The 12691-nt window shown below is 52.1% G+C and carries 9 protein-coding genes; 4 read left to right on the forward strand and 5 right to left on the reverse strand.

The features are described 5' to 3' along the window. Positions 1 to 197: 197 nt before the first annotated feature. Positions 198 to 2240, reverse strand: a complete 2043-nt coding sequence (locus L1N82_RS14565; protein WP_235288164.1) for a beta-galactosidase — start codon at positions 2238 to 2240, stop codon at positions 198 to 200. A 113-nt stretch (positions 2241 to 2353) separates the two neighbouring features. Here L1N82_RS14565 and L1N82_RS14570 point away from each other — a divergent pair, with 113 nt between their 5' ends. Then, positions 2354 to 3199: an AraC family transcriptional regulator gene (locus L1N82_RS14570; protein ID WP_235288165.1), complete on the forward strand. Its 846-nt coding sequence runs from the start codon at positions 2354 to 2356 to the stop codon at positions 3197 to 3199. Positions 3200 to 3506: 307 nt separating this feature from the next. After that, complete coding sequence (locus tag L1N82_RS14575) at positions 3507 to 6341, forward strand: glycoside hydrolase family 3 protein (protein ID WP_235288166.1); 2835 nt, start codon at positions 3507 to 3509, stop codon at positions 6339 to 6341. 117 nt (positions 6342 to 6458) lie between these two features. Here L1N82_RS14575 and L1N82_RS14580 read toward each other — a convergent pair whose 3' ends face one another. Together L1N82_RS14580 and L1N82_RS14585 are read right to left on the reverse strand one after the other, a co-directional pair. Next, positions 6459 to 7214, reverse strand: a complete 756-nt coding sequence (locus tag L1N82_RS14580) for a hypothetical protein (RefSeq protein WP_235288167.1) — start codon at positions 7212 to 7214, stop codon at positions 6459 to 6461. Between the two features lie 45 nt (positions 7215 to 7259). Further along, positions 7260 to 7730 carry a hypothetical protein gene (locus L1N82_RS14585; protein WP_235288168.1) on the reverse strand — a complete coding sequence of 157 codons (471 nt, stop codon included), beginning with the start codon at positions 7728 to 7730 and terminating at the stop codon, positions 7260 to 7262. A gap of 206 nt (positions 7731 to 7936) precedes the next feature. Here L1N82_RS14585 and L1N82_RS14590 point away from each other — a divergent pair, with 206 nt between their 5' ends. After that, positions 7937 to 8392, forward strand: a complete 456-nt coding sequence (locus L1N82_RS14590) for a DUF421 domain-containing protein (RefSeq protein ID WP_235288169.1) — start codon at positions 7937 to 7939, stop codon at positions 8390 to 8392. Between the two features lie 76 nt (positions 8393 to 8468). Here L1N82_RS14590 and yicI read toward each other — a convergent pair whose 3' ends face one another. Then, positions 8469 to 10784 (reverse strand): alpha-xylosidase, encoded by a 2316-nt coding sequence (yicI, locus tag L1N82_RS14595; RefSeq protein WP_235288170.1) that lies wholly within the window; start codon positions 10782 to 10784, stop codon positions 8469 to 8471. Positions 10785 to 10911: 127 nt separating this feature from the next. On the opposite strand from yicI, the gene L1N82_RS14600 reads away from it, so the two are divergent. Further along, entirely contained in the window at positions 10912 to 11805 is an 894-nt protein-coding gene (locus tag L1N82_RS14600) for an AraC family transcriptional regulator (RefSeq protein WP_235288171.1), read from the forward strand. Positions 11806 to 11911: 106 nt separating this feature from the next. Here L1N82_RS14600 and L1N82_RS14605 read toward each other — a convergent pair whose 3' ends face one another. Continuing rightward, positions 11912 to 12571, reverse strand: a complete 660-nt coding sequence (locus L1N82_RS14605; protein ID WP_235288172.1) for an SGNH/GDSL hydrolase family protein — start codon at positions 12569 to 12571, stop codon at positions 11912 to 11914. Positions 12572 to 12691 lie beyond the last annotated feature (120 nt).

Here is a 12691-nt window from a genome sequence, read left to right on the forward strand (position 1 = left end):
TTTATGCTGTTAAATTTGCGAACCCAGCTGTTAAACATCTTTTCACCCCGTATAAGCAAGCGTTTACACTATTTATATTCTATACTATCCCACGTTCTTGCCATGAACGCAATTCCAACTCTGGCCAGCTCCAGCATAAAAAAGACGAATACTCCCAACCGTATTGGCCGGGAGATATTCATCGCAGGCAATTCATATCATTGTGACTGTACGGTACGCTGCAGAATCGTCACCCCATGCGCGGGAAGCTCAACGCTTCCTTGCAGCTCCGCCCCATCCAGCAAATTTACCGCCGGGGTTTGACCAACCGGTACAACAGCCGGCTGCTTGCCGTGATTCATCAGGAACAGAATCTCCTTGCCATCCTTCACTCTCCGTGCGACCTCTACCTGCTCTGGTACGTTATCAAGGGTCGGGCTAATGCCCTTGGTGTCGCAGATATGCTTAAGCAGACCGTTCAGGAATGCCTGGTCAGGACTCGATGCCACATACCACGCCTCACCCTTGCCGAATTTATTAACAGTAACAACCGGCATTCCAGCGTAAAAATCATCCCCGTACTCCGCTACTACTTCAGCACCCTCTGTATGGATCAGATCGCACAGCAGACCGCATTCATAGCTGCCCTCGAGACTGCCAAGCTTGCTCTTCATCACAATTTGATTGCGCTGATCCGGGAACAGGGAGTCGATTTCCTCTGCCCAGATGCCGAGCACCTTGCGCAGCTCGCCCGGGTAACCGCCTGTCGTCACAAGATCATTCTCGTTGACAATACCGCTGAAGAAGGTAGTCAGGAATGTGCCGCCATCCTTAACAAATGCCTCCACCTTATCTGCAAAGCCCGGCTTGACCATGTACATGACAGGTGCAATGACGACATCATACCTTCCTAGGTCTTCCTCCACGCCGATCATATCAGTCTGGACATTCCGGCTGAAGAGCGCCGCGTAATACTTATGCACTTCGTCCACATAGTTCAGACCGACGGAAGGTCCGCTGGACAGCTCGACCGCCCACCGGTTTTCCCAGTCGTAGATAATGCCGACCTTCGCGTCCACCCGGGCATCCAGCACGCTGTCGGACAGCTGCTTCAGCTCACTGCCTAGCTCGGCGCATTCACGGAACACCCGCGTGTGCTCATGCCCCACATGTTCGATTACCGCGCCATGATATTTCTCGCAGGCCCCGATTGACCGGCGGAGCTGGAAGAACATGACCGTGTCTGCCCCCCGCGCCACGGCCTGATAGCTCCACAGACGCATAACGCCCGGACGCTTGAGGGAATTGTACGGCTGCCAGTTCTGCTGGCTTGGCGTCTGCTCCATCAGCATGAAAGGCTGGCCGCTCTTCAACCCGCGCATCAGATCATGTGTCATCGCGGTGAAGCTGAACGGCGTGTTAAAAGAAGGGTAATTATCCCAAGATACCACATCCATATATTTGGCCCACTCAAAATAATCAAGCTCCGGATAGAAGCCCATCAGATTGGTTGTGACCGGCAGGTCCGGCGTATGCTTCTTCAGCTCTTCATATTCAATCCGGTAGCATTCCAGCAGGCTGTTCGACATGAAGCGGCGGTAATCCAGTGATATTCCCTGGAAGTTCGTCCGGTTGCCGCCCCATTCCTCGCTCAGCTCATTCGGTACCACAATTTCATCCCAGTCGTAAAAGGTATGTCCCCAGAAGCGCGTGTTCCACGCCTTGTTAAGCTTCTCAAGCGTGCCGTATCGCTGCTGCAGCCAGGTGCGGAAACCGGCCGCGCAATTGTCGCAGTAGCAGTAACCGCCGTACTCGTTCGAGACATGCCAGATCAGAACAGCCGGATGATTCTTGTACCGCTCCGCAAGCTTGCCGGCTATCAGCTTGGAATACTTCCGGTAAGTTGGACTGTTCGGACAGGAGTTATGCCGGCCGCCGAACTTCCGCTTGCGTCCCTGATAGTCAACACGCAGGACATCCGGATATTTCTTCGCCATCCAGGCTGGATGAGCGCCCGTGCTTGTCGCCAGGCAGGTATAAATGCCATTCTTGTATAACCGGTGGATCGTTTCGTCCAGCCATGCAAAGTCATAGGTATCTTCATCCGGCTGGTTAAGCGCCCACGAAAACACATTCAAGGTAGCCACATCAATGCCAGCCAGCTTAAACATCCGCACATCCTCATCCCAGATTTCCGCGTCCCACTGCTCCGGATTATAGTCGCCGCCGTACCAGATCTTAGGCAATTTGTCGTTGATCAATGCCGCTCATCCCTTCGTCTATAAATTTAATATCATTGTAATCGCTCTCAACATACGGTTAAATATAATATTATAGATTTATCATATAAGAATCTGGCAAGGAGATGATTTGCATGCCCGATCCGATTGGTCCCAAGCCCCACCGCCGTTTCGTTCCTTCTCCATCCGAAAACCATACTCTCCCCCTGCTTGTCGAGAGCATCGGGCTCAATCCCGACCAGGAAAGCATCACAAGACCGGACGGATACCCTGTCTATCACTGGCTGCAAACCTCCTCGGGTGAGGGAGTCATCCATTTCGAGGACCAGACTGTCCGGCTGCCAGCCGGGACGGGCCTGCTGCTCTTCCCGCATGTTCCGCACAGTTATGCTGCGGCTGATGAGCTCTGGGAAACCGTCTATCTGACGTTTGGCGGACCTGCGGCTGATAGTATACTAGGGACCCTCCATATCCGGCAAAGCGCCTTCTTCCGGTGGGATGCTCTATCCCCTCTCCATCCCTATATAGCAGGCATGCTGAGCAGACTGGAGTCACGGGCAGATGTGTTCGGCCACGACATATCTGCGGACTGCTACCGGTTCCTGCTGATGCTCAGCCGGTACGGCAATCCGGCTTCAACGGCCGGAAGCAGCGGTAACATCGAGCGGGTACGGACCATGATTGAATGGATGGAGGCGAACTACAGCAATCCTGATATCGGGCTTAAGGATATCGCCGAGGTGCTCCCTCTGTCCGTTCGGCGGCTTAATGATCTGTTCCGCCATCTCTTCGGGCTCTCTCCCTATGCATACTTCATTCAAGTGCGAATCGGTAAAGCCAAGGAGCTGCTAGTCAGCAGCCCCGGCCTTACAGTCAGGCGTATCGCCGAACAGGTCGGGTTCCGGGATGCAAGCCATTTTGTCGCCACCTTTCATAAGCATGTCGGCATACCCCCCGAGCAGTTTCGCAAGCTTCATTGACTGTCTTCATGAAAAGACCTGCGAAAAATAAACTAATTTAGCCCGGATTTCTGTCGAGATTATGCGGGTATGTTGGGCGGCGGGTCCATGTTAAAATGAGGACGTTTACATTTGCTATCCGTCAGTCCCCAGCTGTACATATCTGATCGTTACGCGTAAATGTATGCGATTACAGTCATCGAAAGGATGAGAAACGGGATAAAGCTAAGCTCGTTCAGGCTTCTCCCTAAATGTAATCTTCTAGAGTTTATATACTCTCGCGTTATGCGTTTTTGCAAGTGCAATAATTATAAGGAGTGAAGTATACATGTCGACTACGTACAAGTTTCCGTTCCAGAACCCCGATCTTCCGGTAGAAGCCCGCGTCAACGATCTCGTCTCCAGGATGACGCTTGATGAGAAGATCAATCAGATGTGCCAATACCAGGATGAAATTGCCCATTTGGGTGTAAAGCCTTATAAACACGGCACCGAAGCCGCTCACGGCATTGCCTGGCTGGGCGAAGCCACGACCTATCCCCAGCCGATCGGCCTTGCCTGTACCTGGGATGAAGAGCTGCTGAAGCGGGTGGGAGCCGCGATCGGCGACGAAGCGCGCGCCTTCTATAAGCGTAATCCGGCTGTTAACGGCCTAACCTTGTGGGCGCCTACGGTTGACATGGAGCGTGATCCCCGCTGGGGACGGACAGAGGAAGCCTATGGTGAAGACCCGTATCTGACGGGCCGCTTGGCTACCGAGCTTATTAAGGGCATTCAGGGCGACCATCCCTTTTATCTGAAGGCTGTTGCGTCCCTTAAGCACTTCCTCGGCAACAATAATGAAATCGACCGCGGCGAATGCTCGGTCAGCATTGACCCGCGCAATATGTATGAATACTACCTCCCGGCCTTCGAAATGCCGTTCAAGGAGGGCGGCGCCCAGTCCATGATGACGGCATACAACTCCGTCAATGGCGTTCCGGCCAACTTGAATCCGGATGTAGTCCGCATCGTTAAACAGCAGTGGGGTATGAACGGATTCATCGTAAGTGACGCCGGGGATGTACTCGGCACTGTTAATGATCATAAATATCATGAAACCTACAAGGAGTCCGTAGCTCTTACCATCAAAAGCGGCATTGATTCCATAACCGATGATGCAGACATTTCCAAGCAGGCTATACGCGATGCTCTCGCTGAGGGGTTACTGACAGAGAACGATCTGGAAATTGCACTCCGCAATACCTTCCGTGTCCGCTTCCGTCTAGGCGAGTTCGACCCGGATGAGCGTAACCCGTACGCTGCAATAGACGAATCCATCATATTGAACGATGGGCACAAGGCATTATCACTTGAGGCAACGCAGAAGAACATCGTTCTGTTGAAAAATGAGAACAGTATGCTCCCTCTGTCTGCCGACAAGCTGCACAAGGCCGCTGTAATCGGTCCGCTCGGCGGCATCGTATATCGCGACTGGTACAGCGGCACGCTGCCGTATGCCGTTACGCCGCTGGCAGGCATACAGGCGAAGCTTCCGGGCAAAGAGGTCTCCTTTCATAATGCCTGCGACAGAGTAAGGCTGAAATCCGCGGCAAACGGACAGTATGTGCGTCTCTCCGATTCGGAGAACAGCCCGCTTACAGCTGACGCAGCAACAGCCGAGCGGGCCTCTGTGTTTGAAGCAACGGACTGGGGCTGGGCCAGCCATACGCTCATTGCAGAGGAGAACGGTAAATATTTAACCACTGATGATGAGAAGGTTACCGCGTCCTCTACCCAGATCTGGGAGTGGTTCACGAAGGAAGTGTTCCACGTTCGTCCGGATTCAGAGGATAATCAAGTGAAGCTGACAACCTGGAATGACCGGCCGGTTAAAGTAGACGGCACCGCCGGTAACCTTCGCGTTCAGGACGGCTCAAGGGATGAGGCAGACATCTTCCATGTTGACAAGGTGACCGATGGTCTTAAGGAAGCGGTTGAAGCAGCACGGAAAGCTGAAGTGGCTGTTGTTGTTGTCGGCAACCACCCGCTGATCAACGGCAAGGAAACGATGGACCGTCCCGACATTACCCTTGCCGAGTCACAGGAGCGTCTGATCCGCGAGGTGCATGCTGTTAATCCAAACACCGTTGTTGTTATCGTAGGCAGCTACCCGTACGCCATCAACTGGGTGGATGCCAACATCCCGGCAGTTCTATATACTTCGCATGCCGGCTCGGAACTCGGCACAGCGGTCGCCGATGTGCTCTTCGGGGATTACAACCCGGCAGGCCGCCTGAACATGACATGGTACAAATCGGTTGAGCAGCTTCCGGACTTCATGGATTACGATATTATTAAAGGCAAGCGGACTTATCAGTACTTTGACGGCGAAGTGCTTTATCCGTTCGGATACGGACTCTCCTATTCCACTTTCCGTTACGGCGGCCTGCAGCTGGATAACAGCAGAATCAGCGCTGATGGACAAGTGACCGTGCAATTCCAGGTAACGAATAACAGCAGCTTAGCAGGCGAGGAGGTTGTGCAGCTCTACGTGAAAGCCAATGAATCACGTGTCAAGCGCCCGTTGAAGCAGCTCAAAGGCTTTGACCGCCTGTACCTGCAGCCTGGCGAAACCAGAGACGTTACCATGAAGCTTCATGCTCAAGAGCTCGCCTTCTGGGATGTGACTCGTGAACGTTACTGCGTGGAAAGCGGAACTTATAGCATCATGATCGGAGCAAGCTCTGCCGATGTCCGTTTGCAAGCCAAGGTAGAGGTTGACGGAGAAGTCATCCCTCCGCGTGACCTGCGTCAGGTTACCCGCGCTGTCAACTATGATGACTATGCCGGATACGCAGGCGTTATTATTGATGAATGCCGGGAAGGCGGCAGCAGCGCCAGCTTCTCTGCGGGCGGCTGGATTGCCTTCCATGATGCTGAGCTTGGCGAAGGCGTTACCTCCCTTGAACTGCGTGCAGCAAGCAGCGCTGACTCGGTCGTTGAGATCCGGCTAGGCAATCCGGACGGCAAGCTGGCAGGCACATGCACGGTGCCTGCTACAGGCGGTGCCGAGCAATGGCGGTCCTTTACCTGTGCAATCGAGGGAGCTTCAGGCAGACAATCCGTGTATCTGGCAGCTCAATCGCCGGTTAAGCTTAGCTGGTTCCGATTTACCGTATAATACAGCTCTCGGGCAAATAGCAAACAGCGCCTTAAGCCAGCCGGCTCAAGGCGCTGTTATTTTATTGGCCATTACGCAGGAACCGGTTCACATTGGTGAGTGTGAACGACAGGTCCGCTATACAGCTATTTCCTGCTCCAGACGATGCATCTGCGTCAGCCGGTAATAGGGAGACCCGTCCAGTTCCTCATCTGTGACCAAATATCCTTCTGCATAGATGAAATCCCCTACCTGTACACCTGGGACGTTATTTGCAGTCTCATAGAGCAGGTAGCTATCCTCCTCGAACTCCAGCACATACATCTGTGTGCCACGCGACGTCTCGAACCGGTCGATTAGCGTCCCGGTGAAATTGCGTGCAATGTGATCCATATACCAATGTCCGGTGACGCTGTTCTGAGTCACAATATACCGGATCCGCGAGGTACCGCCACTATGGTACAACCGAGAGGTTCCTACGGCGATACTGCCGTCTGACAGCCGTTCCATACTATCGAAGAAATATGACTTGATTCCTGGACGATTAGGATAATCGTTGTCAAAGTATTCGATCATCGTTTCAAATGGGACGTCAGGATCGAAGGTATCTGTCTCGGGAAAGTACGCTTCTTTCAAAAACGCCGGTGTTACGATATCACGGTGAGTGCTCATTTTTCGATTAAAGCCGTTCATATAGAGAAGCAGCACATTTAGCGCGCCAGGCTCCATCTCATTCATAACCTGCTGGGATTCAGTAGTTGCATAATGGCGGACAGGCAGCCTTTTTTTGAATGCATCGATCCAGCCTTTCACCACTTTCGGAAACCAGAATACCAAATACAGCCCTACTGCCACGACAATGCCGATTGCTATAATACCGTAGAATTCATCCATGTTGTTCGTACTGCCTCCTGTTGTTATATATATGCTTCTAGATATTCAGCCTATAAGCTCTTGAGCTGTTATCTTGTGCCCGCCTCTAACGTTGCGCCATAGTACCGATATGGATCTGAACGGACCGACCGGCAAGGCCCACCAGCCAAACAGCAATGTGATCAAACTGAACAGCATTCCCTGCAGTAGAGTGAAATGAACTTCTCTCACAAACAAGCGGCTCGTCCGCCGAGTACTGAATATCCCAAATGAGACCGCTGCATCAAATTGTACAAACTTCGTATGACGGTCAATCTCGATATGGTTATAAAAGGCCCGGTCCGATAATATTTGCAGCCGGTTCGCATCCAGCCACATTCGAAATTTCTCCTGCTCACGCCGGTCATGCCGCAGAACCAAGTAAACCCCGAGCAAAATCATACCAATTACAAGCTGAAATACTAAATCTGCAGGACTCACGCCAAAAATGGCTGCACCAAAAAAACAGACAGCATAGACAAGTGTTAAAACCTCCACTGGGTCCTCTCCATTCCAATACGACTAGTTGACAATTTTTATATCGGATTGTAAGCAGAATTCCTGAAGACAAATCTTTAGATTGCATAGTGTCTCATTACTTAAGACTCTTGTTCAACTTTTTAAATAGTGTCTAGCCGGGTATACGTAAGCTACAGGAACCCTAACGATGCAGAAAGGAGAACGGTATGTTTTTTGACTCTTGGATGGATCTTCTGCGAATCCTTGTGATTGGCATACTTGCTTATGCTTATTTAGTCATTCTGGTCCGGGTTGCAGGCAAACGCACCCTCTCAAAGATGAATGCCTTTGACCTCGTTGTAACGGTTGCGATCGGTTCCACGCTGGCAACGGTCGTGCTTAACAAGGACATTTCACTTACCGAAGGCATACTGGCGCTGACTCTGCTGGTCGCCCTGCAGTACCTGGTCGCCTGGTCTGCTGTACGAAGCGGCCGGTTTGAGGAAATGATTAAGTCGGAGCCGCAGCTCCTGTATTACAAAGGAGAGTTCAGGCGGGAAGCCATGCGCAGAGAACGAGTGGTGGAGAATGAAGTGATGCAGTATGTACGCACCCAGGGAATGATGGGGCTTGATCAAGTTGAGGCCGTCATCCTGGAGACAAATGGAAAAATGTCTGTCATTAAGAAGTCTGGCACCTAGTCACAAAGAAGAGGACTGCCTCCGGATATCCCCGGTTATGGCAGTCCTCTAATTTCTTAGTACCTTTCATGCTTCACTACAGCTGAATAGTCAGGTTTCCGGCATTTGGTGTCAGCTTCACGCCTTCAGCCGAATCAGCCTGCGTTGCGCCTTCCACTGATGTAATGCTTGAAATGCCGCGCAGCACAAGATGCCATGGCTTCGATGCGCCCTCAGCGGTAACTTCAATCGTGCTGCCTGTACGAACTGCACGGACTGTCAGCTCTTCCCTGCCGTCCATTGCGCAGACAACCGTCTTTGCTTCGGCGCCATCCTCAAGCTCAAACAGATGAAGCGTTACATCATCGGCAAAATCATAATCCGGACGCTGATTATCCTTGCCGATTGCAATCAGGCTGTTCGGCCGCACAAGCAGCGGCATCGTCATGTAGCCGTGCTGCTCCTGCACCCACCTGCCGCCTTCAATGACTTTACCGGTGATCAGATTCGTCCAGCGGCCAGCCGGCACGTAGTAATCAGCCAAGCCTTCCGTATTAAAGATCGGTGCCACGAGCAGCTGTTCACCCAGCATATACTGCCGGTCCAGATGGTGAGTTGTACGATCCTCAGGGAATTCCAGTACCATCGCACGCATCATCGGCAGGCCGCGCTTGCTCGCTTCAACCGCGTACGGGAACAGATGCGGCATCAGCGCACTCTTGAGCTCTGTAAAATAGCGGAGCACATCGACAGATTCCTCGTCAAACAGCCATGGCACACGGTACGACTCATTGCCGTGAAGGCGGCTGTGTGAGGACATCAAGCCAAAGGCTACCCAGCGCTTGTAAATATCAGGCGGAGCCGTCGCCTCGAAGCCGCTTATGTCATGGCTCCAGAAGCCAAAGCCCGATAGGCCGAGCGACAGACCTCCGCGCAGCGTTTCTGCCATGGAGTCATATGTCGCCGAGCAGTCGCCGCCCCAGTGAACCGGGAACTGCTGGCCGCCGGCCGTCGCGGAACGTGCGAACAGCATCGCCTCATTTTTGCCAAGCTTGTCTTCGAGCACCTCGAATACCGCCTTGTTGTACAGGAACGTATAGTAGTTATGCATCTTCTGCGGGTCAGAGCCGTCATAATAGACGACATCAGTCGGGATGCGCTCGCCGAAGTCTGTCTTGAAGCAGTCGACGCCCATATCAACCAGACGCTCCAGATGCGATTTGTACCAGCGAACAGCATCCGGATTCGTAAAGTCGACCAGCCCCATGCCGGCCTGCCATTTGTCCCACTGCCACACATCCCCGTTCGGCTTCTTCACAAGATAACCCTTCTCGGCGCCTTCCTTGAACAGCGGTGATTTCTGGGCAATGTAAGAATTGATCCATACGCAGATCTTCAGGCCCCGGTCCTTCAGACGGCGCAGCATGCCTTCCGGGTCAGGGAACATGTCCGGGTCCCACTCAAAATCGCACCATTGGTATTCCTTCATCCAGAAGCAGTCAAAATGGAATACATGCAGCGGGATATTACGCTCTGCCATGCCTTCAATAAAGCTGTTGACTGTTGCTTCATCATAGTCGGTCGTGAACGAGGTGGTCAGCCATAGGCCAAACGACCATGCCGGCGGGAGTGCGGGCTTGCCTGTCAGCGCAGTGTAATTATCCAGTACGTCCTTCAGCGTGTCGCCGCCAATAATGAAGTATTCCAGGCTCTCTCCCGGAACGCTGAAGCCCACCTTGGATACCACCTCGGAGCCAACCTCAAAGGATACGCGCTCGGGATGGTTGACGAATACGCCATAACCGGCACTAGACAGGTAGAACGGCACGTTCTTGTAAGCCTGCTCGCTGCTTGTACCGCCGTCTTCGTTCCAGATATCAACCACTTGTCCATTTTTAACGAAAGGAGTGAAGCGCTCCCCTAGACCATAAATTTGTTCGCCTACACCAAGATCCAGCATCTCACGGAAATACGGCTGCCCCTTCTCATCCTTAAGGTAAGCTGCCCCTTTAATAGCGGTGCCTGTCAGCCGTTTCCCGCCATACAGGAAATCCAGTGCGAATCCGCCTTTGGTACGGATCTTGGCAGTCAGCGAGCCATTCTGGTACAGAACATGGCCGTCATTGTGAGCGATTTCAGCTTGAATTGAAGCATCCCGTGCCGTCTCAAATTCCGGTCCGACCTTGCGGGTGCCGGCATGATGCGTCCAGCGAACACGGATAACATCCTTAAGCGGCGAACTGAATTCGGCAGTAAGCATCGTACCGTTCAGGGTATCGCCTTTCTTCTCAACAAATTTGCACGCGGAATATACGGATAGATCGCTGCCGCTGACCTGCACATCACGAACATCGATCGGATAGGAAATGGTAACGCCTTCACGTATTTGCCAATAACCGTCGGTAAACTTCATTTGAGATCCCTCCTCGTCTATGTTTATAATGATATTGACAAATAGTCTTCATTTCTCACTTGATTTTGCCTACTTATATCACGATTTTGACATATACCATGATTAATCACGAGGGGTGGGTAGGTCTATGAACAAGGCAACGCTGAAGGAAAACCGTAAGCACGGCGATCCGGTCTATCCGGTAAGCATCTATGATAGGCATGTTACTTCGGACGAGCCGCTGCTGGACCTCCATTGGCATGAGGAGCTTGAGCTGCTATTAGTAACAGAAGGACAGGCCGTCTTCCGTATTGATGTTCATGACTACGAGGTGAAAGCCGGTGAAGCCATCTTCGTCAATTCCGGTGAGCTTCATTCGGGTTCAGTGGCAGGCGGTACTGCCTGCTCATTCGAGGCGGTTGTCTTCCATCCGGAGCTTCTGGCGGGCGGTGCAATCGACATCGTGCATAATCAATATATACAGCCGCTTATGAGGAAAAATTACACCGTCCCAATCCACATTACGGGACTGACCGAAGAGGGGCGCGATATACTCAGCATGCTCGTCAGCTTGTTTGCGATCAACCGGTCCAAGTCCCCGGTTTACGAGCTGACAACCAAGGGCCTGCTCTGCCTGATCCTCTCTAAGCTCCTGCTGCTTGGCGTTCCCGGTGAGGTAGGCAAGAAAGCACGAACAGGCAGCTACCGGATTGACCGGCTGAAGAAGGTTATTCAGTATATCGAGCAGCATTACCAGGAGCCTATCCAGCTGAAGGACCTGGCCCGCCAGCTATCCATGAGCGAGGCGTACTTTTGCCGGTTCTTCAAAAATATCACAACGAAGAGTCCCGTATCTTACATTAATGATTACCGCGTACAGCAGGCAGCACAGCTGCTTCGTCAAACCGACAAGAAGGTAATGGAAGTGGCACTTGATGTCGGCTTCAATAATCTCAGTTATTTTAATACACTATTCAAGCAGCGCTTCGGCTGCACACCAGTTACGTACCGCAGGCGAGAGCAGGATGCTGAGCCGTTATAACAACAAAAACGGCAGACTGTATCTGTATGCGGAGCAATCGCCCCTTAACCAGATATCAGACTGCCGCTTCTTTTAGCTGCACAGGTTATTAATCAAATAATTAATCTTACTGGGCGCGCTTCCATTCAAATCCAGCCGCATTCAGGAACGCACGGGCGAGCACCATATGTCCTGCCTGAGTCGGATGCACCCGGTCCCATGCTAAGGTAGCGGGGTAAAGCTCCTTCATAACCTCATTAAAAGCAGCTTGAGTGTCGACAAACAGCGCACCCTGCTCCTGTGCAATTCGCTTAACTACGGAGCCGTATTCATCCATCTTTTGCCTCATCTTGTCCTGTTCATTGGGCTCTAGGTAAAACGGGGTCATCAGAACCAGCTGCTTAACCCGCGGCTTAACGGCAGCGGTTAATTCCCGAAGTGTCGCTTCATATTCATCGATATAAACATGCCATTCCTTGATTAATGGTACATCAAACTGCCGCCAAACATCATTAATACCTATCATTACCGCCAGCCAGTCTGGCTCCTGATTGATGACATCCTCCTGCCATCTTGCCTTCAGGTCACGAACCGTATTGCCGCCGATTCCCTTGTTGACAACCCGGATGCCAAGCTCTGGATAGACGGCCTGCAGCAGTGCATCAATAAGGGACACATATCCTTTGCCCAGTGCACCAAACAGCCCCTCCCCTTCCGGCTTTGCCCGGTCGCAATCTGTAATTGAGTCGCCTATGAATAACAGCTTCTGTCCCTGCTCCAGCTTCATATGTATACTCCTCTCCAAGTGTTCGTTTGCTTTCCAATCATATTAAACGCTTACATATCCGTAACTGCCAAGAGCTGTTCTATCTTACTTTACTTCATTGGAAGGGATGCCGTCCATATG

The sequence above is a fragment of the Paenibacillus tarimensis genome, assembly GCF_021532315.1.
Taxonomy (GTDB): domain Bacteria; phylum Bacillota; class Bacilli; order Paenibacillales; family Paenibacillaceae; genus Paenibacillus_I; species Paenibacillus_I tarimensis.